Annotated in this window: 17 protein-coding genes; 5 read left to right on the forward strand and 12 right to left on the reverse strand. The window is 63.2% G+C overall.

Annotation, left to right across the window (positions count from 1 at the left end; translation table 11 throughout):
- Window positions 1-49: 49 nt before the first annotated feature.
- From thrC to MTHMO_RS04960, 10 genes are all read right to left on the reverse strand, one after another.
- Entirely contained in the window at window positions 50-1,114 is a 1,065-nt protein-coding gene (thrC, locus tag MTHMO_RS04915; RefSeq protein ID WP_202213787.1) for a threonine synthase, read from the reverse strand.
- Window positions 1,111-2,424 (reverse strand): homoserine dehydrogenase, encoded by a 1,314-nt coding sequence (locus MTHMO_RS04920; RefSeq protein WP_202213788.1) that lies wholly within the window; start codon window positions 2,422-2,424, stop codon window positions 1,111-1,113. The genes thrC and MTHMO_RS04920 overlap by 4 nt, the downstream gene beginning before the upstream one ends.
- Window positions 2,421-3,482: a UDP-3-O-(3-hydroxymyristoyl)glucosamine N-acyltransferase gene (gene lpxD / locus MTHMO_RS04925; RefSeq protein WP_202213789.1), complete on the reverse strand. Its 1,062-nt coding sequence runs from the start codon at window positions 3,480-3,482 to the stop codon at window positions 2,421-2,423. Before lpxD ends, MTHMO_RS04920 begins: the two co-directional genes overlap by 4 nt.
- A 12-nt stretch (window positions 3,483-3,494) precedes the next feature.
- Window positions 3,495-4,100, reverse strand: coding sequence for an OmpH family outer membrane protein (locus tag MTHMO_RS04930; RefSeq protein ID WP_202213790.1), 606 nt, complete (start codon window positions 4,098-4,100; stop codon window positions 3,495-3,497).
- Window positions 4,101-4,119: 19 nt separating this feature from the next.
- Window positions 4,120-6,885, reverse strand: a complete 2,766-nt coding sequence (gene bamA / locus MTHMO_RS04935) for an outer membrane protein assembly factor BamA (RefSeq protein WP_202213791.1) — start codon at window positions 6,883-6,885, stop codon at window positions 4,120-4,122.
- 60 nt (window positions 6,886-6,945) lie between these two features.
- Complete coding sequence (gene rplI / locus MTHMO_RS04940; RefSeq protein ID WP_202213792.1) at window positions 6,946-7,524, reverse strand: 50S ribosomal protein L9; 579 nt, start codon at window positions 7,522-7,524, stop codon at window positions 6,946-6,948.
- A 50-nt stretch (window positions 7,525-7,574) separates the two neighbouring features.
- Window positions 7,575-8,018: a single-stranded DNA-binding protein gene (locus MTHMO_RS04945; protein ID WP_202213793.1), complete on the reverse strand. Its 444-nt coding sequence runs from the start codon at window positions 8,016-8,018 to the stop codon at window positions 7,575-7,577.
- A gap of 14 nt (window positions 8,019-8,032) precedes the next feature.
- Entirely contained in the window at window positions 8,033-8,350 is a 318-nt protein-coding gene (locus MTHMO_RS04950; protein WP_202213794.1) for a 30S ribosomal protein S6, read from the reverse strand.
- Between the two features lie 40 nt (window positions 8,351-8,390).
- Entirely contained in the window at window positions 8,391-8,945 is a 555-nt protein-coding gene (gene pth / locus MTHMO_RS04955) for an aminoacyl-tRNA hydrolase (protein WP_202213795.1), read from the reverse strand.
- A gap of 92 nt (window positions 8,946-9,037) precedes the next feature.
- Window positions 9,038-9,694, reverse strand: a complete 657-nt coding sequence (locus MTHMO_RS04960; RefSeq protein WP_202213796.1) for a 50S ribosomal protein L25 — start codon at window positions 9,692-9,694, stop codon at window positions 9,038-9,040.
- A gap of 168 nt (window positions 9,695-9,862) precedes the next feature.
- On the opposite strand from MTHMO_RS04960, the gene MTHMO_RS04965 reads away from it, so the two are divergent.
- The 3 genes from MTHMO_RS04965 (at window position 9,863) to MTHMO_RS04975 (ending at window position 14,348) form a co-directional block, all read left to right on the forward strand.
- Entirely contained in the window at window positions 9,863-12,559 is a 2,697-nt protein-coding gene (locus MTHMO_RS04965) for a sensor histidine kinase KdpD (RefSeq protein ID WP_202213797.1), read from the forward strand.
- The gene (locus MTHMO_RS04970) at window positions 12,556-13,272 is read left to right on the forward strand and encodes a response regulator (protein WP_202213798.1); all 717 of its coding nucleotides are present in this window, start codon (window positions 12,556-12,558) and stop codon (window positions 13,270-13,272) included. The genes MTHMO_RS04965 and MTHMO_RS04970 overlap by 4 nt, the downstream gene beginning before the upstream one ends.
- Before the next feature lie 167 nt (window positions 13,273-13,439).
- The gene (locus tag MTHMO_RS04975; protein ID WP_202213799.1) at window positions 13,440-14,348 is read left to right on the forward strand and encodes an AraC family transcriptional regulator; all 909 of its coding nucleotides are present in this window, start codon (window positions 13,440-13,442) and stop codon (window positions 14,346-14,348) included.
- Between the two features lie 9 nt (window positions 14,349-14,357).
- Here the strand turns inward: MTHMO_RS04975 and MTHMO_RS04980 are convergent, their stop codons facing one another.
- Window positions 14,358-15,098 carry a pyridoxine 5'-phosphate synthase gene (locus MTHMO_RS04980; protein WP_202213800.1) on the reverse strand — a complete coding sequence of 247 codons (741 nt, stop codon included), beginning with the start codon at window positions 15,096-15,098 and terminating at the stop codon, window positions 14,358-14,360.
- Between the two features lie 13 nt (window positions 15,099-15,111).
- On the opposite strand from MTHMO_RS04980, the gene glnD reads away from it, so the two are divergent.
- Entirely contained in the window at window positions 15,112-17,883 is a 2,772-nt protein-coding gene (gene glnD, locus MTHMO_RS04985) for a [protein-PII] uridylyltransferase (protein WP_237394775.1), read from the forward strand.
- Between the two features lies 1 nt (window position 17,884).
- On the forward strand, window positions 17,885-19,576 hold the full coding sequence (locus MTHMO_RS04990; RefSeq protein ID WP_202213801.1) for a GAF domain-containing protein: 1,692 nt from the start codon (window positions 17,885-17,887) through the stop codon (window positions 19,574-19,576).
- Here the strand turns inward: MTHMO_RS04990 and MTHMO_RS04995 are convergent.
- The gene (locus tag MTHMO_RS04995; RefSeq protein ID WP_370568237.1) at window positions 19,573-20,043 is read right to left on the reverse strand and encodes a secondary thiamine-phosphate synthase enzyme YjbQ; all 471 of its coding nucleotides are present in this window, start codon (window positions 20,041-20,043) and stop codon (window positions 19,573-19,575) included. The two genes, MTHMO_RS04990 and MTHMO_RS04995, sit on opposite strands and share 4 nt — an antisense overlap.
- Window positions 20,044-20,050 lie beyond the last annotated feature (7 nt).

Consider the following 20,050-nt stretch of genomic DNA (forward strand, 5'->3'; position numbering starts at 1 on the left):
ACCCGCGTGTCCCGCCCCTTGTCAAAGCGGTGGAGCAATCGCGGACTCCTCACGCTTCGATCACGGCTAAAAGTTCGGTGAGCGTGGGCCCGATCGAGATCGGTTCGGGGGGCGCGATGCAGGTGGCCATGTCCGGGTCCTTGAGTCCGTGTCCGGTCAAGGTGATCACGATGCGGCTCCCGGGAGGAATGCGCCCACGGGCGACCTCCTTGCGAAGTCCGGCCACTCCGGCTGCGGAAGCCGGCTCGACGAAGAGGCCCTCCGCCCTAGCCAGGAACCGGTAGGCATCGAGGATCTCGTCGTCGGTGACCGAGCCGAACCATCCCCCGGATTCTTCTGCGGCGGCCAGCGCTCCTTTCCAACTCGCAGGGTTGCCGATGCGGATCGCCGAAGCGACGGTCTGCGGGTCGGAGACGGGCCGTCCCTCGACGATCGGAGCCGCTCCCCCCGCTTGAAAGCCGACCATCCGCGGCCGGCACGCGATCTTTCCGGCCTCCGCGTACTCCCGGTAGCCTTTCCAATAGGCGGTGATATTGCCCGCGTTGCCCACGGGCAGGAAGTGGAAATCGGGACCGTCGCCCAGGGTGTCGGCGATTTCGAAGGCGGCTGTCTTTTGTCCTTCGATCCGGTAGGGGTTGACCGAGTTGACAAGCTCGATCTCCGGCCGCTGCGCCGCCAGCTCCTGCGCCAACCGCATTGCGTTGTCGAAGGGACCGGAAACCGACACGATGCGGGCACCGTGCATGGCGGCCTGGGCGAGCTTGCCCCGGGCGATGCTCCCTCCGGGCAGAAGGACGATGCAGCGAAGGCGGGCGCGGGCCGCATAGGCGGCCGCCGAAGCAGCCGTGTTGCCGGTGCTCGCGCACACGCAAACGGAGGCCTTTCGCGCCAGGGCCCGGGCGAACGCGACAACCATGCCGCGATCCTTGAAGGAGCCGGTGGGGTTGAGGCCTTCGTACTTAAAGAAGATCTGGAGGTTCCCCGCCAGGCTCTCATGGAGCGCCGCCGAGCGGAGGAGCGGGGTGTTGCCCTCCAGGAGGGTCAGATCCGGAGCATCGTCCGGCAGCGCCAGCCGACTTCGATACGCCGCGATTACGCCCGCCCACGGCTTCATCCGGCGGCTTCCTCCTCTCCGAGGTCTTCGACGCGCAGGAGAATCGCTGGCTGCTTCACCGCGGGTAGGGTCTCGATGATCCGGCAGGCCCTCTGCACGTCGGCTTCCCGGGAGCGATGAAGCAGGACGATGAGCGGGACGGTTTCGCCCCGATGTCCCTCCGGCTGGATCACCGAGGAGATGCTGATCTTCTCCGCGGCGAAGACCCGCGCAATCTCCGCCAGCACCCCTGGCCGGTCTTCCACGAGAAAGCGGACGTAGTACCGGGTGAGGATCTGCTCCATCGGTCGAAGCGAAAGAGCGGCTTGCGGCTCCGAGGAATAGCCCGCGCGGGCGATGGCTTCCCCGGATGCCAAGGAGGCCAGATCGCTGATCACCGAGCTCGAGGTAGGATCCCCGCCGGCCCCCCGGCCGTAGAAGAGGGTTTCGCCGACGATGTCTCCCCGAACGGCCACGGCGTTGAAGACCCCGTTTACCGAGCTTAGGAGGTGACCCTTGCGGAGGAGGGTCGGGTGCACGCGCACCTCGATCTCCCGGCTCGCCGCGTGGCTCCGGAGAATCGCGAGGAGCTTCAAGCTGTAGCCGAGCTCCTGGGCGTAGTGGAGATCGAGGGGATCGACCCGCTCGATTCCTTCGGTATGCACCTCGCTGAGCGGCGGCCAAAAGCCGTAAGCGAGGGCGCAGAGAATGACCGCTTTGTGCGCGGTGTCATGACCCGCCACGTCGAGGGTCTCGTCGGCCTCCGCATAGCCGAGCTCCTTAGCTTCCCGCAGCGCTTCACGATACGGAAGGCCGCGGGAGGCCATGGCGGAAAGGAGGTAGTTGCAGGTGCCGTTGATGATGCCGTGGATGGAGAGGATCTCGTCGGCGATCAATCCCCTTCGCAGCGCGAGGAGTAGAGGGATACCCCCGGCCACGCTCGCCTCGAAGAGCAGCCGCTTGCCCCTCTGCGCGGCGAAGGCGGCCAGCTCGCTTCCCCGTTCGGCCAGCAGCGCCTTGTTTGCGGTGACGACGTCCTTTCCATGAGAGAGGCTCTCCCGGATGAGATCGGCGGCGACCCCGGTTCCTCCGATGAGCTCGATGACGACGTCGAGGGAGGGATCCCGAACCACATCCCGCCAATCGGTGGTCCAGCAGGATTCGGGAACGCCGGCGGCGAGCACCCGTCCCCGGTCTTTTTCGGCGACCTTTTCGATGCGGAGGGCCTTGCCGCAGCGGCGCAACAGGAGCTTCTCTTGCACACGAAGATTTTTCCAGACACTAGCGCCGACCGTTCCGAGTCCTACCAGTCCGATCCGCAGCGCCTTCATGGTTGGTTCGAGGGCGTGTCGGATTCGGTGCCGCCGGATCCGGACGCCACCCGTTTTTCGAGCGCGAGGAGCCGCCGCCAGATCTCGGGAAGCCGGAGGTAGAGGGCTTCCAGACGGAGGGTGTCGTTCGCCGGCCGCCCATGGCGCCCGGACAGGACGGCTCCGGGAGGCACATCCTTGGTGATGCCCGATTGGGCGGTGATGATCGCGCCGTCACCGATGCGCAGGTGGCCGGCAAGGCCCACTTGGCCCGCGAGCGTGACGCGGGACCCGAGTGTGGTGCTTCCGGAAATTCCGGTCTGCGCGACAACCAGGCAGTGAGGTCCTAGGACGACGTTGTGCGCGATCTGCACCAGATTGTCGATCTTGCAACCTTCCTGGATCCAGGTTTTCCCGAAGCGTCCTCGATCGATCGTCGTGTTCGCCCCGATCTCGACATCGTCGTCGAGCTGGACCGTTCCGGTCTGGGGGATCTTCCAATGACGACCGCCGGAGAACTCGTAGCCGAATCCGTCGGAGCCGATCACGACGCCGGGATGGAGTATCACCCGTTTGCCGATCCGGCAGCGTTCGCGGATCACGACGTGAGGATAGAGAAAGCAGCCCTCGCCCAGAGAGGTCTCGGTACCGATGAAGCAGCCTGCGCCGATGACCGTTCCCGCCCCTACTCGGACGCCGGCCTCGATGACGGCTAGCGGGCCGACATGGACTCCTTCCTCGAGGACGACACCGGGTCCGATCACTGCTGTCGGGTGGACGCCCGGCGGATAGGTGACCGGAGGCGGGGCGAAGAGCGCGACGATCTTGGCGAAGGCTAAGGAAGGCGCGTCGACGCGCACCAAGGCGCAGGGAAAGTCTCCGGAAAGATCCCGATGAATCAGGAGCGCCGAAGCCCGGGTCCGGCGGGCGGCCTTCTCGTACCGGGGGTTGGCGTAGAAGGAGATCTCGCCCTCGACCGCAGACTCGATATCGGCTACCCCACGGATGACCGTCTTTCTTTCCCCCTGAACTTCGCCGTTAACCAGATCGGCTAATTCTCCCAGTAGGAAAGATGCCACGCCGCGCCTCGATCATGGATGGACGGATGCCGCCTTGGGAGCCGCCGCCCCCGCTCCCTTGGTCGCGTTGATCGTGCGGACGACTTCCTCGGTGATGTCGGGAAGGTCCTGGCAGTAGAGAAGAACGGGGGTCCCATTGAGGCTCCGCCCTGTCTTGTCGATCACCATCGTATACTTCTCCTTGGCGCCAATCTCCAGAACGACCTTGGTGATCTCATCGATAAGCCCCTGCCGGATGCGTTGGGAACGCTCTTCGAGCTCGCGGCCGCGGGTCGCGCGGAATTCCTGGATCGCCCGTTGCAGATTCTGCACTTCCTGAACCTTGGCCTGGAAGGCCTTCAGCCTTTCCTGGCGCGCCGCCTCGGAAAGCGTCTTATCCTGGGCGCCGTCCTGGAGCTTCTGCGCCTCTTCCGCCAGCTTCCGATAGTCGTTGGTTCTTTCCTGATCTTCCTTCTTGAAGGTCGCCACGCGGGCTTGGAGCTCTCCTTCCGCTTCCTTCGTCTTGTAGTATTCGCTGAAGGCTTTTTGGAAGTCGAAGGTCGCGATCCGGAGCTGCTGGGCTCCCGCGAGCGATGCGGAAAGAAGCAGAGCCGATACAAAGAACAATCCTGGTTTCATGTTGCGTCCTGCAAGGTAGTTAAAACGAGTAACCGACGTCAAAGTAAAATCGCCCGGTTTGGTTGAGCCACGACGTGTAGATGTAGGGAATCCCGTAGTCGAGCCGCAAAGGCCCGATCGGCAGGTAAAGGCGAAGGCCGATGCCCGCATCGGCGACGATGTTGATCCCCTCGCCGGCGATGAGGCCCGGTATGTTCGGCGTCTGGATCGGCCCGATTAGCGAACCCGCGTTGAAGCCGATATCGGTGAAGGCCGCCACGCGCACCCGGTCGACCACCGGAACCGTAAACTCGAGGTTGGTGAAGGCCATCGTCTGGCCGCCGATCGGAAAGTCGTACGGAAGGTAATTCGGGCCGACGAGCGCATAGTCGAAGCCCCGGAGGCTCCGCGGGCCGCCCAGGAAGTAGCTGTCGAAGAGGGGCACGAAGCTGCTGGTGCCGTACGCCTGCACCATGCCCGCGTTGAGGTGGGACCAGAAGATGATGTCGAAGGGAAGGCTTTCGTAGTGGGAGATGTTGATTTGCGCCTTGTAGATATCGGTCTGCCCCAGCAGAGGCCCGCCGGCGCCCAGGAGGTTCAAGTCGACCATGGTGCCGTGCCGGGTGATGGTCACGCTGTCCCGGCTATCGTAGATCAGGTCGACCGACACGTCGCTCTGCGAGCGGGAACCGTGGTTTTGGGCGTAGACGGGAACCTGCTCGATCTGCGGCAGCATGCCCCAGAGGGTGTAGTCGGTGAGGTCGTAGCGGGTCGAGAGGGTCACCCACTGGGAAAGCCGCTTGGCCGCGCGCAGGTCGAAGCCCATGTTGGTCATGTTGAATCCCTGGTAGAACTGCATGTAGGTGTACTGGTTGAAGAAGAGGTCGCCGCCGACCGCGATCGGCTTGTCCATGAACCAGGGCTCGGTGAACGACATGAGCAAGGTCTCCATGAAGATGCCGAGCTGGGCGCGGACGCGGAACTTCTGCCCGGCCCCGGTGAACGAAGGCGGGTTGGCGATATCGAAATTACCCTGGTTGAGCTCGACGAAACCCATCAGGCTTTCGATCGTGCTGTAGCCGAGCCCGAAGCTCAGGTTGCCGGTATGTTTCTCCTGGAGGGTGATCACCATGTTCTTCCGGTTGGGAACGTTGGTATCCTGGGGATTGATCTCGACCTTCTCGAAATATCCGAGGTTTTCGAGCCGCTTGCGGCTCGCGTCGACCTCGACGCTGTTGTAGACATCCCCCGGCTGCACCGCCAGCTCACGCCGGATCACCTTGTCCTTGGTGACCGTGTTCCCTTGAATGACGATCTTGTCTACGTAGGCCTGGCTCCCTTCCGTGATCTTGAAGAGGAGGTCGATCTTGCCGCTCTCCACATTGGGGAGCCGCTCGGGCCGGATCTCGGCGTCGATGTAGCCCCGTTGGCCGTAGTAGTCGCGCAACTCCTTGATGTCGTCGTCGAGCCCCTTCGGCGAAAAGACCGACCCTTCGGTCATCTTCAGCAAAGAGAGGATCTCGCCGTTGGAATAGATCTGGTTGCCGGAAAGCTGGATCGTGCCGACGTGGTATTGCACCCCCTCATGGATGACGATCGTGATGGTCGTCTGCTCCTTGGTCGGATGCTCGATCTTGATGTCACGGATGCTCATGTCGATGTAGCCGTGGTTCTGGTAGAATTCCTTGAGCTTCCGGAGGTCCTCCTGGAACTGTTCTTCCTTGAGCAGTCCCGATTTGTTGAAGAAGGAAAGCAGGTCCTTTTTCTTGGTCTTGAATGATTTCCGCAGCTCCTTCGCAGGGAAGCTGTTGTTGCCGACGAAGTTCAAGCTGGTGATGAACCGCTTTTCCCCTTCCGTGATCAGCATGGTGACCACGGCCCGCCCGAACTCCTCGTTCACGTCGATCTTGTAGTTGACCTGCGCGTCGCCGTAGCCGTGGTTCTGGTAGTACTCCTTGATCTTTTCCGCGTCGGCCGATATCTGGAATTCGCTCAACGGGTCACCGACCTTGGCTTTCATCTGGCGGCGGATCGTCTCGGTTTTGATTCCGCCGGAGCCCTTGATCACGATCTCCTTGATGAGGGGCTTGGGCTGAACGACCACCAGAACTTTGACGCCGTCCTCCATCGGTTCGGTGGTGATCCGTAAGTTTGTGAAGAGGCCGGTCGCATAAAGGTTGCGCACGTCTTCCTCGACGGTCGCTGGCACGTACGGCTGCCCGACGGTGGTGTGCATGTTGGAGAGGATCATGCTCCGGTTGACCGACTTCGGCCCCACGTAGACAACCTCGATCTCCTTGACGGGCGGACCGGGCGCCTGCGCCCCGGACGCGCTGGGCGGGGCGACGACCTTCTTCGGCCGATGCTTCTTCGGCGCGGCGGGAGCTGGGGAGGGCTGTTCCTCCGCAGGGGCTGCCGGCTGCGCCGCCGGCGGGGAGGGCGCCTCGGAGGGAAGAGGCGGTGGGGCGAGTCGCGGTGCGGTGGGAACGACGGGTTCCGGCGCCGGCGACTCCGCCGGCGCAGGACCGGCCGCTTGCGCTTCGCTCGCGGTGGCAGCCGGCACCGGAGGCTGATCGAGGAGCGCCGGAGGCGTTTTCGGGGCGCTATCCAGGGGGGAAATCGCCTGGGCCCCTGTGCCCGCGCTGCCTTGGGACGAAGAAGCGCTGGTCTCTTCCCCTTCCGTCGCGGAGCCTGCCGGATGCGCTTCGTATTCCCACAGCCAGAAGGCGAGGCCCAGGATAAACGGGGTAAGCGCCGATGCCCGACCGCGGAGCCACCGAAGCGGAAACCCTGTTGATCGCTTCACGAGTGGGTGCTTTGGGTCCGGATGGACGGGCAAGCCCTTCGTTTCCGAATCAAGGGCTGCTTACGCGGCGGTGCCGGGCGAGGGATGTTCCTTCTCGGACGAGGGCACGATCTTGGTTTTCCTCGATGAGGGCTTCTTCGGCGCGTCGGATTTCGCTTTAGCCTCTTTGCGCTTGGGTTTGTCGGTCGGCGCGACGAGCTCGACGGAGAGCTGTGCGGTCACATCGGGATGGAGGTCGACCGGTAGGGTGTAGGCCCGCAGCTCCTTTAGAGGACGATCCAAACGGATCTTCTTCCGATCGATTTCGATCCCTTCCTCCCGCAGACGGTCTGCGATATGCTGCGCAGTGACCGCGCCGAAAACCTTTTCCTGCTCTTCGCCGCCCGAGGCGAGCGTGAAGACAAGCTTGAGCTTTTGCAGGCGGGATGCCAACTCCTGCGCGGCTTGGAACTCGGCGGCTTCTCGCTCGGCCCGGCGCTTCCGCAAAAGCTCGATATGGCGTTTGGTCGCCATCGTCGCGATCGTCGCCATGCGCTTGGGCAACAAAAAATTGCGCGCGTAACCGCTTTTGACCTTCACGAGGTCGCCCTCCGCTCCCAATCCGTCGATTCTCGTGTGCAGAACCACTTCTACCAGCATGCTATTTCTCCGTTGTTCGCCCTGGAAAATTCGTTCGCCGGCCACCGGGTTCAGAACGGGACGTCGTCAGCCTCGGGCATGCTTTCTTCCGTAGGCCGGGCTGCCTCTCCCGTTTCGCGAGGCCGTTCGGATTCTTCGCCGGGAGGATGGCTTCCGGCCGGTCTGCCCCGACCGAGGAACTGGACCCGCTCCGCCCGAACCCGAATGCGGTTTCGCTTCTCTCCTTCTTTCGTTTCCCACTGGTCGAACTGGAGCCTTCCTTCGACCAAGACCGGCGAACCTCGGTGCAGGTACTCCTTGGCCGTTTCCGCCTGCCGTCCCCAAGTCACCACGTCGATGAAGCAGGTTTCTTCCTTCACCTGCCCGTCAGGACTGCGGATCGTCGTGTTGACCGCCAGCGAGAGATCTCCGACCGCGGTTCCCTTGGGGGTATACCGCACCTCGGGATCCCGGGTTAAATTGCCGATCAGAAAGACGCGATTGAGGTCAGCCACAGGAACTCCTTGGTCTAGGCGGTGGATGGGGCGGGCTCCGGAGCCCGCTTTCTGCGAAGATAGAACTGCCGGAAGAGGAAGGGGTGGGCTTTTTGTGCTTCGGCTAAAGCGGCGATGCGGTCCGGCGCCAGCGAAAACGTTAGGTTGACGTAATAGCCGAACTCGATCCGGTGCGCGATCCGCTCGAAGCGCCGCCGATCCATTTTCTGGCACCCGAGCAGCTCGCCTCCTTCGGCGCGGAGAGTCTTCTCGAGAACTTCGATGGCTTCCTTCACGCTCTCGTCCTTCCCCTGCACATTCAGGATATACAATCCGTCATAAATTGCTTTCATGATCGTTCCGAACGCCTTTCTTCGCGAACGGTGTGATGGGTTACGAGTTAAACCGGCTCATCGCTACCGCAATGCCACCCTCCTGGCAACACTCAAATGCATCGACGGCCCTCTCGATCATCTGGCCGAGCAGCGGCAGCTCTTCCTCCCGGAATCGGGCGAGGACGAAATCCGCCAAGTCGATGCCTGGAGGGAGCGGGCCGATTCCGCAGCGCAGCCTGCTGAAGCTCTCCGTCCCGATGGCGGAGGCCACGGAAATCAGCCCGCGGTGGCCGCCGGAAGAGCCGGCCGCGCGCAAGCGCACCTTGCCCAGCGGAAGGGCGACATCATCAACAATAACGATGATCTCCTCCGGTTTCTTTCCTAATCTTTTTAGGATCTTACGCACGACCACCCCACTTTCGTTCATATAGCAGGTCGGGGCGATCAAGAGCGCGTCCTTGTCCTGGGCGACAAAGGCGGGTGCCCAACGCTCCGGCCGCCACGAAAGCCGGCGGCGCTGGGCGATGGCCTCGACCACCATAAGACCCACGTTGTGCCGCGTGCCGGCGTACTCCGGACCCGGGTTGCCCAACCCGAAAACAAGAGAAAACATTGTCCCGCATCCCCGGGTCGGTGGCGAAAACCCGGGCGGGAGGGCACACCGACCGGGGGCTCCACCCGTACCCTTCCTCGGACGAAGAGCGGCTAGGATTCTTCGTTCTCTTCCCCGCCCTCCTTCCGCTCGCGCACCAGCTCGGGCTCCTTCGTCTCCTGCGTCGCGGCAGCTTCTTCGGTCTGCGGGGCCGTAACCGTGAAGAGAACTTGGTCCTTCGGGTTGAGAAATTCGACGCCGGCCGGAGGAGTGATGTCGCCGACGTGGATCGACTGGCCTACGTCGAGCGCTTCGACATTCACCGAGATCGACTCCGGAAGATCGTGGGGCAGGCAGCTGATGCGCAGGTGGCGGATCGGCGTTTGCAGCAAACCTCCGCCGGTCCGAACGCCAACCGGTTCTCCAACAGGGTGAAGCTCAACCTCGGTGTGGATCTTCTCATCGGTGGAGAGCTCGTGCAGGTCGACGTGGAGGATGCGATCGGTCAGCGGGTGCTCCTGGATCGCCTGCAAGAACGCGAGCTTCTGCTGCTCGCCCTCCTCGCCTTCGACCTTCAGATCGATCAGCACTTTTTCCGTCTTCCTTCCGTGAAGGGCCGCGAGGAGATCCACGGCGTGGATTTCGAGCGCCATATGGCCCTTCCTTCCGTAGAGCACGGCGGGGATTTTTCCTTCCGCCCGCAATCGGCGCACCCGATGTCTTCCGACCGCCGAGCGCTCTCGCGCCTTGAGCGATATTGTACGCGCCATAGTTGGTGGACCTCCGATTCGATTCAAAAAAGGAAGCCCTAGCATACAGGCGGCAAGCATGCACGACAATTCTCTTTTCTTGCGCATGTCGGGGCCTAGGAGGAACTGCTTCCTGGTTTTGCTCGTAGGAGAAGAGGATCGATAATTATTATTACTGTAGGAAAGGTCATGGCCGCGCAGTCAGACGAGCGTCCCAATCCGGATTCGCTCTTAGCCGTCGTCGCAAAAGAGGAACAGGAGAAGCGGCGAGGCAATCTCAAGATCTTCCTTGGCATGTGCCCAGGGGTCGGAAAGACCTTCGCCATGCTTCAGGCGGCCCGGGTGGAGCACGCCAACGGCCGTGACGTCGTGATCGGGTACGTCGAGACGCACGGGCGCAAGGAGACGGAGGCGCTGGCCGAAGGGCTGCCCAAGATTCCGCGCCGCACAGTGGAGTATCGGGGACTCCGGCTCGAGGAGATGGACCTCGACGCTTTGTTGGAGCGGCGCCCGCATCTGGCCGTCGTCGATGAGCTGGCCCACAGCAACGCACCCGGCAGCCGCCATCCGAAGCGCTATCAGGACGTGGAGGAATTGCTCGAAGCCGGAATCGATGTGTTCACCACGCTCAACGTCCAGCACATCGAGAGCCGTACGGATACCGTCCGGCAAATCACCGGCGCTCCCGTCCAGGAGACGGTGCCGGATCAGCTCATCGATCTGGGGGAAATCGAGGTCATCGACCTTCCGGCCGAGGATCTGCTCAAACGCCTATCCGAAGGGAAGGTCTACATTCCGGAACGGGCGCGCGCCGCCGCCCTCCACTTCTTTCGCGAAGGGAACCTGCGGGCGCTTCGGGAGATCGTCCTGCGGCTGGCCGCGGAAAAGGCGGGCAAGGATGTGCACGAGTACATGCAGCTCATGCATATCCTGGGGCCGTGGAAAACCGGCCATCGACTGATGGTCGCGGTGAGCGCCAGTCCCTTTTCGGAGCCGCTCATCCGGTGGACCCGCCGGCTGGCCGACAGCCTCGGCTGCCCCTGGATAGCCGCCTACGTCGAGTCGCCGCACCCTCTCTCCGCGGCAGAGGAAGCCCGCTTGGGGAACCATCTCGACTTGGCCCGCCGGCTGGGTGGAGAAGTAGTCACGGCGACCGACGAAGATCTGGTGCGCGGGCTGGTGCGCGTGGCCCGGCAGCGTAATGTGACCCAGATCGTTTTCGGGAAGCCGGGGGGCAGCGGTTTTCTCGACTGGTTCCGGAGCCGGTCTCTGCTGCACCGATTGGCTCGGGAGAGCGGAGAGATCGACCTCCATATCGTGCGAGTGGAGGAAGAGGCCAAACTGCCACGACCCCCGCGCCGGTGGCGGGCGACGGAATCCCCCGGCTCTTCCTATGGAATCGCGGCCGCCGTCGTCGCGGCCGTAAGCGTTCTCAATCTCACCTTCCACCACTGGCTCGGCAGCCGGTCGATCGGCCTGATCTACTTGCTGGCGATCGTCCTGTTGGCGCTCTTCGTGGGACGGGGTCCGGTCCTCTTCGCCGCCTTCCTGAGCGCGCTTCTCTGGGACTTTTTCTTTCTCTCTCCACGTTTCACGCTGGGCGTCTTCGAGCTCGAAAACGCGATCATGGTGGGCACCTTTCTTGTGGTCGCCCTGGTCCTGGGGCAATTCATCGCCCGGAATCGGGCGCAGGAAAAGGCGGAACGAAGGCGCGAGCAGCGGGTGACCGCGCTCTATCTGCTGACCCAGGAGCTCTCCTCCGCCACGACAATGGACGATATCGTCTCGCGCGTCGTGGAACACATCGGCAGAACTTTTCACGCGGAGGTGGCCTTCTTTTTGGCGAACCCGATGGAGAAGAGCCTCTACTCGGTGCCGCACTGGGCGAGCACCTTCCGGGTGAGCGAGCGGGAGGCGGCCGTCGCCGCCTGGGCGTTCGCAAACGTCCGTCCTTCGGGGCGCTTTACCGATAACCTTCCGCTTTCCCAGGGCCACTATGTCCCGCTGGTCAGCTCGGGAAAGGCGGTCGGCGTGCTCGGGGTGCGGTTTTCGGAGGAAAGAAACCTGACCTTCGATGAAAAGACCCTGCTGCAAGCGTGCGCCAATCAGATCGCCCTTGTGGTCGACCGGCAGAATCTCTGCGAGATGGCGGAGCATTCCCGCGTGGCGGCCGAGTCCGAACGCCTGAGTCAAACGCTCCTCAATTCAATCTCCCACGAGATGCGCACTCCCTTGGCCGTGATCACGGCGGCCGTCTCCAGCCTTTCCGAAGAATCGAGGAGAAAGCTGGGAAATGAGGCGGTCTACCTGGAGGAGATCGCCTCCGCCTCCACCCGGATGAACCGGATCGTCGAAAATCTCCTCGATATGGCCCGGCTCAGTTCCGGCCGTTTCACACTCAAACGGGAGTGGTGCGACGCGAAGGACCTGATCGATGCGGCGCTCCGCGACACGGAAAAGGAGCTGCGGGGGCGGGAAATCCAGGTCAGGACACCGAGCGGCCTTCCCTTGGTCCGCCTCGATTTTCCGCTGGTGCAGCAGGCGCTCACCAATCTTCTGCTCAACGCCGCCATGCATACGCCCTCCGGCACTCCGGTTGAAGTGACGCTCGAGGCGGATCCGATTCGGGAGGAGTTGGTCATCCGGGTGGCGGACCGCGGGCCGGGACTGGGGCCGGACACCGGAGGCCACCTCTTCAACAAGTTCTACCGAGGGAGCGGAGCGCCGCCGGGAGGGACCGGACTGGGGCTGTCGATCGTTAAAGGGGTGGTCGAAGCGCACGGCGGCAGAGCCGAAGCCGAGAATCGAGAGGGGGGAGGAGCGGTCTTCTCTCTGTTCTTCCCCTTGGAAAAGGTTCCGGAGACCGCTGTCTCCCTGAAGGCATGATCGTCCCGGAAACAACAGCCAATCCGGAGCACCCGGCCCGGCTCGTCGTGATCGACGACGAGCCGCAAATCCGCCGCCTGCTCCGGCTGGCGACGGAAAGCCATGGCTACGAAACGGTCGAGGCCGCAAGCGGCCAAGAGGGGGTCCTGGCGGTGGCCCAAAGCAGGCCGGAAGCGGTGGTGCTCGATCTGCTGCTGCCGGACATCAGCGGCGTGGAGGTGATCCGGCGCATTCGCGAGTGGAGCGAGGTTCCGATCCTGGTGCTCTCGGCCCTCGGTCAAGAGAAGGAGAAGGTAAGCGCGCTCGATGCGGGCGCAGACGATTATCTGACCAAGCCGTTCGGGGTCGAGGAGCTGCTCGCTCGGATTCGAGTCATGCTCCGGCGCGCCCTGCGCCCTGCCGAAAGCCCTCATTTTTCGAGCGGGGGCCTCAAAGTCGACCTGAGCGCCCGTCGCGTCTGGGCCAAAGGGGAGGAGATTCATTTGACGGCGACCGAATATGCTCTTCTCCGGCTTTTTGTCCGTCATGCAGGCAAGGTGCTGACCCATCGGCAAATTCTCCAAGAGATCTGGGGCCCGAAGGCGGTAGAGCAGATTCATTACCTGCGGGTCTACGTCGGACGCCTCCGTGAGAAGATCGAAGCCGATCCCGCTCGACCGCTCCTGCTCCGGACCGAGTCGGGTGTAGGGTATCGCCTCGCGTTGCTCGATTAATCCATCTCTCCGCCCCGGCCGCAATGTTCTGCGCGGACTGCTGCGCATGGGCTCGAACGCGAGGGGAAGGGGAGAAGGCTAGCAAGAGGGGCTGGAGGAAAATCGGGTTGCTCCCAGGGCAGGTTGGTGGCAGCTTTCTCCCGATGCCGGCCAGCCACCAGAAGCCGATGGAAGCCTCCGTCTGGGAAGGGGTCGGCGGCTGGCAGCAACTCCAAGGAGATATTCACGGTCTCGGCTGGAGCGTGGAAGCGCTCGACTTTTCCGCGGCCGAATCGGTGAACTGGGCGAAGAGCTTTCATCCCGACTGCTTGGAAATTTGCGTCAATTTCGCCGGACATGGATTGGTGCGGGCGGGGGAGCGCAGCCTCGTTTTCCGACCGGGTTTCTTCGGATTCTATGCGCAGCACGAGCAGGGGCTGGAGGCTACCCGGTCGAGTGGGGAGGCAAACCGGTTCTTGACATTCGAGTGGTCGCGTTCCCGTCTCGCCCGGGAGGTCGAGGGGCTGGAGGATACCCTTCGGGCCGAGGTGCGCAAGTGGCTGGCCGGGCGGAGCAGCGACCCGCTGGTCGGCGGGGTGCGGCCGCTCCCGGAATACTGGGGTCATGCCTGGAGCCATTGGGTATCTCCCGACGTGCCGGGCCGAGCGCGTTTTCTCTGGTTTTGGGGCCGCGCGCTCGAGCTGGCGGGAGCGCTCCTTTTCGCAGAGGCTCCGAACAAGGGGCAGGCGCGTCGACGGTGGAATAATGCCCGCCGCCGGGTGGAGCGTGCGCAGGAATATCTTCGGGAGCACCTCGCCGAGCCGCTCTGCTTGCAGTCTCTGGCCCGGGAAGTCGGATGCAGTCCGTTCTACCTCAGCCGAATCTTTTCGGAGCAAACGGGGGAAACCCTCCCGGGCTACCTCCGCCGCCTGCGCATGGAGAAAGCAGCGGAGCTGCTTCGAGCCGGAGGGCACAACGTCACGGAAGCGGCCATGGCGGTCGGCTATTCGAGCCTAAGCCATTTCAGCAAAGCGTTTTGCCGAGTCATGGGATGTTGCCCCTGCGTTTATCCCTATCCGGCGCGTCTGGCGCGGTAGCGCCCCGCGTCATTCCCCCGCCGCCAGCCCGACCATCTCCCGGATCGCTTTTTGCCACCCGACCCACAGCGCGCGGCAGACGATCGCGTGGCCGATGTTGAGAGTATGCAGGTGGGGGACTCTAGCCACGTAGCGGCGGACGTTCCGGTAGGTCAGCCCATGGCCGGCATGGACTTCCAACCCGAGCGAATGGGCTAAATCGGCGGCGGCCGTCTGCTTGGCGATCTCTTTCTCTTGGTCTTCCACCCGGATCGCATTGGCGTAGCCGCCGGTATGCAGCTCGACGCAATCGGCCCCGGCGGCACGCGCGGCCCGAACCTGGGCTTCGACCGGATCGATAAAGGCGGTGACGAGGATTCCTGCGGCGCGGAGGCGAGCGATGCCGGGACGGAAACGTTCCTCTTGGCCGAGAAGATTCAAGCCGCCTTCGGTCGTCACTTCCTCGCGTCGCTCGGGGACGAGGCAGACCTCATCCGGGCGAAGCTCGCACGCAAAGGCGATCATTTCCGGGAGAAACGCCATTTCAAGGTTGAGCCGGCGGACAATGCGGCGGATCCTAAGGATGTCCTCGCGCTGGATGTGGCGCTGGTCCTCGCGGAGATGGGCGGTGACAACGGCCGCCCCCGCCTCTTCGGCGAGCCGGGCGGCTTCCGTGGGGTCGGGCTCCGCCAACACCGAAAAGGGATCGGCCCGATACCGGGCTTGCCGCAAGGTTGCTACGTGGTCGATATTTACGCCTAAGCTAGCCATAGATTCTGTGTGGATGGTCGTGGGAAAACCTGACAAGGAAATTCTGCCGGATCCGGTCGCACCTTTCCTGAAGCCGCTTGAGAAAGCGCTCCGCGAGGCCGAGCGAGAGCAGCTCTCCGGCGAGAGGCGGATCGCGGATCGCGCCGCCTTCTACCGGCAGTTCCTCCGCAAGCAGCTCCATATCCTGCGGACGGAGCATTCCCTCGGGGCCGGGGGGAGGGTCAGGGCTCGGCGTCAGGCCGCGCTGTTGACGGCCTTGCTGCGGCATCTGTGGGGATCGATCGTGGAACGGCTCTTTCGCACGGCCGAAGACGTTCCTCCTCTTCTCCTGGCCGCGGTCGGCGGGTTCGGTCGGGGGGAACTCTGCCCGTATAGCGATGTCGATCTCCTCTTTCTCTCCGGACCTTGCTCCCGCGATGAGGAAGAGCGGGTCGCGGAGATCGTGCAGCAGGTACTCTACACGCTTTGGGACATCGGGCTTCAGGTAGGTCACTCGACGCGGCAGATCGAAGATACCGTCGACTATGCCAACCAAGACCTGCGGACCAAGACTTCTCTGCTGGAGGCTCGGCTTATCGCCGGCCCGCCGGCGCTCTGGAAAGAATTTCAAGCGCTCTTCGAGAACCGGTGCCTACGGGGACGGGAGGAGGAATATGTCGAATGGCGTATGGTGGATCAGCAGATGCGCCATGCCAAATACGGGGGCACGGTCCTGGTGCAAGAGCCCCACATCAAGAACGGCTGCGGCAGCCTTCGGGACTACCAGAATCTTTTTTGGGTTCTTCGCGTGCGCGAGGGGATCGGCACCACCGATCACCTGGTCAAAAGCGGGCGACTGGAGGCGAAGGAAGGGGAGCGTCTGGAAGAGGCCTACGATTTTCTGCTCCGCGTGAGGGCCGAGATGCACTACATCGAGAAGCGACCGAGCGATCTCTTGACCCTCGGATTGCAGGCGAAGGTGGCGGGAGGTCTCCGGTACCCGGGGCCGAACCTCTTGCGGCGGATCGAGGAGTGCATGCGCGACTACTATCGGCGCGCTTATGTCATCTACCAGCTAGCCAATCTCGTGTTCGACAGCCTCGCCAAGTCCAAGCGCGCTTGCTCGGCCGTCACGGATCGGGACCGACAATTCATCGAGGATTTCCCCCTTGTCGACGGCAAGCTTGAGGTTCCTCCGCGGCGAAGGCTGCGCGAGAATCCCCTTGGGATCCTCAAGGCCTTCGTGCTCGCCGCGAGGCACGACGTCGGGATCGGGCCGGGACTGGCCATCGAGATCACCCGCACGCTGCCGTTGCTCCGAGGGGCTCTCCTGCAAAGGAAAGAGGTGCGGGAGATGCTGCTTCTGCTTCTTTCGAGCAAGGGAAGGGTGGGTCGGGTCTTGCGACAGATGCATGAACTGGGGCTGCTCGGTAGGCTCGTTCCGGAGTTCGCTCCGTTGACCTGCCTGGTGCAGCATGAGTTCTACCATCGCTACACGGCCGACGAGCACACGTTGCGCTGCCTGGAAATGCTTGACCGGATCTGGACCGATCCGGATGCCCCGTTCGCCGCCTACCGGCCTATTCTGGAGAGTGTGGAACGCCCCTATCTTCTCCCCTTGGCGATCCTCCTCCATGATACTGGGCGCGCGACGAACCGGCGGCATCATGCCGAAGAGAGCGCGACCAACGCGATGCGGGTCGCCAAAAGACTCCGGCTTTCGCCGCGGGATCTGGCTACGGTGGTCTTTCTGGTCAGCAACCATTTGCTCATGTGGCAGACGGCGCTCCGGCGGGACCTTGACGAGGAAGAGACGGTCGAAGAGTTTTGCAAGATCGTGGCGACCCAGGAGCGTCTCGATCTCCTCATGGTGCTCACCTTCGTCGATGGAGAGGGAACAGCCGGAACCGATGCCTGGTCGAGTTGGAAGGATCTTCTTCTCTGGCGGCTCTACCGGTCGGCGAGCGCCCATTTCGGCCGGGCAATCGCGGCGGAAGGAGGGCCGAAGCAATCCAGGGAAGAGATAGCCAAGCAGATGCGGGAGCGGCCTCCGCCGGAGGTTTCTCTCGAAGAGGTCGACGCGCACTTCGAGCACCTGCCCAAGAGCTATTTTCTCCGCTGTCCGGAGGATCGGATTCGGCGCCATCTCTCCGTGATCCACCGGTTTCTTTACCAGCAGGTCGTTGCGGTGGAGCCCATGCTTTGTCCTGTGGTCGACTGGGTGGACGTACCCGCGCAGGGATATTCCGAAGTCATCGTGGTCACCTGGGATCGTGCCCGCGTCTTCGCGCGGATCTGCGGCGGCTTCGCCGCTCTGGGCGTCTCGATCCTGAGCGCCGAGGTCTATTCGCGCAGCGACGGGATCGCGATCGATACGTTCTGGGTCTGTCTTCCGGATGGTCTGGTGGCGGACGCGGATCGGTATCTGGCTCCCTTTTCGCGGCTGCTCGACAATGCCTTTTCAGTCGAGGAGTTCGATTTTTCTCCCTTGGTCGAGAAACAGTTCGACCGCCTGCCCGAGTGGATGCGGCAGGCGGAGTTCCCGACGCGGATCCATTTCGATCTGACAAGCAGCAAGCACTTTACCATTCTCGACCTGGAGACTCCCGACCGGCCCGGACTGCTCTACCGGATCGCCTCCTCCCTGGCCGCCGCAGGTATCGACGTGGCTTCCGCTCGGATCGCCACGGAGAAAGGGGCCGCCCTCGATACCTTTTACCTGCGAAAGGCCGGCGGCGGTAAGCTTGAGGACGAGAAGGAGATCGAAAGGGTCACCCGGCGCCTCCGGAAAGCCATGGGCGTTTGATATGCGCGGGGCCGGATTGATTATCGAGAGGGCCCGACCGGAGGAAATCCATACCCTCCTGAACCCACGGGCCGCCATCCGTCACTTTCTGCGGCTCGCCCTGGCGAAGACGGAGGCGGACAGCGGCTCTTTTGTCTTGCTCAATCCGAGCACGGGATTTCTCGACATCGAGGCTTCTTTCGGCCTTCGAAAGGGGGCCGGGCGCACGAAGCTGCGGGCAGACGAAGGGGTAACCGGTTGGGTGGCGACCACCGGCAGGTCGATGCGCGTCTCCGACGTGCGGCGGGAATGGCGCTACGTTCCCATCGATCCGCGCATCCGCGCCGAGCTCGCGGTCCCGGTGGAGATCGGCTCGACGGTGATCGGCGTGCTCAATGTCGACAGTCATCGGGTCGGCCATTTCACGCGGGCTCATGAGCAGGTTCTGATCCAATTGGCGGCGAAGGCGGCCCGTTGGCTGGCGATCGGATGGGAGATCGAAGGCTTTCGCCAGAAGGCCAGACAGTTGGGGATGCTGGTGGAGATCGCCCAGACGCTGGTTTCACAACCGGGCTTGGATGCGCTTTTCGAGGGCATCGTCCGAAACGCGGCCCGCTTGATGGGCGCAGCCCGCTCTTTTCTTTTCCTGCTCACGGAGGATAAGGAGCATCTTGTCCTCCGAGCGGCATTCGGAGAGGGCTGCGGCCTTCCCGCGGACTTTACGATCCCGGTGGATGAATCGGTTTTCTCTGTCGTGGGGAAAAAAGGAAAGCCGCTCTTGGTTTTGGACCTCATGGAAGAACCTTATGTCCATTGCCCGGAACTCCGGCTCGGGAAGGACGTTCGATCGCTCCTCGCCGTCCCGCTCTCGTTCGTCGAGAGGATGGGGGTCCTGTGCGTCGGCATGGCGCAGCGCCACCGCTTCGCCAAGAGCGAGATCGAACTCTTGCAAACCCTGGCGGATCTTTCGACGGTCTCCATTCAAAAGGCGCAGCTGCTTCAGCAGGTGATGAAAATCGAGGAAGGGTTGCGGCAGTCGGAGCGCCTCTCGGCGCTCGGCCTCCTCGCCACGGAGGTCGCCCACGAGATTCGGAACCCTCTCACGGTTATCCAGATGCTCTTTTACACGCTGGCGGATCGGCTCCCCGATGATCCCGGAGTGCGCAAAGACGTGGAGGTGATCGCGGCGAAGCTGCGCCAGATGAACCGGATCACCGAGCAAGTGCTCTCCTTGGGTCGGTCGACCCAACCACTGGTGGAAACGATTTCGGTCGAGCGGATGCTCGACGAGATTCTCCTCTTGGTCCGCCACAAGCTTTCGGCGCAGGCCATCCGGGTGGAAAAGTCGATTTCTCCTCAGGTTCCCGCGCTGCAAGGTGACCGCGGGCAGATCGAGCAGGCGCTCCTCAACCTGATCTTGAACGCCGCAGAAGCCATGCCGGGAGGCGGAGTCCTGGAGCTGGATGCCTCGGTTGTGGAGCGGGACGGCGTCGCCTATCTTGCCGTCGCCGTCGGAGACAGCGGCCCCGGAATGACTCCGGAGGAGATCGAAAGCCTCTTCGTCCCCTTTCTCACCCGAAAGGCGCAGGGCACCGGAATCGGGATGGCGATCGTGCGGAAGATCATGGAGGATCATCGCGGGAAGGTGGAGGTCGACTCGACTCCCGGCCGGGGCAGCCGGATCTCGCTGCTCTTTCCGCTGACTCCGATCTAACCGTTCGTTCCGGTTGCGCCCGAAGGGTTCGGTTCGAAGGAGGTCCAGAGGCTGCGGGCACGGGGCCCGTCGAACTCGCAGAAGAACACCGCCTGCCAGGTGCCCAGGCGCAATCGCCCCTCATGGAGGAAGCAGCGGATCGAGGAACCGAGCAGCGCCGCCTTGATGTGGGCTGCGGTGTTCCCCTCGCCATGACGGTAGGCACGGCTCTCCCAGGGGACCGCCGAGCCGAGCCAGCCCAGGATATCGTGGACCACATCCGGATCGGCTCCTTCCTGGATCGTGATCCCGGCCGTCGTGTGGGGAACGAAGACGGTGAGGATCCCCTCCCGCCAGCCAAGGCGTTGCGCCAGCTCCTGGAGGCGGCCGGTAATATTCACAAACTCCTCCCGGCGCGCAGTTCGAATCTCCAGATCGGCTCGCAGGGACGGGTACGATCGATCTTTGGCTTTCGGCGGAATCTCCATGAACCGA

The sequence above is a fragment of the Methylacidimicrobium sp. AP8 genome, assembly GCF_903064525.1.
In the GTDB taxonomy this organism is placed as follows: Bacteria; Verrucomicrobiota; Verrucomicrobiia; order Methylacidiphilales; family Methylacidiphilaceae; genus Methylacidimicrobium.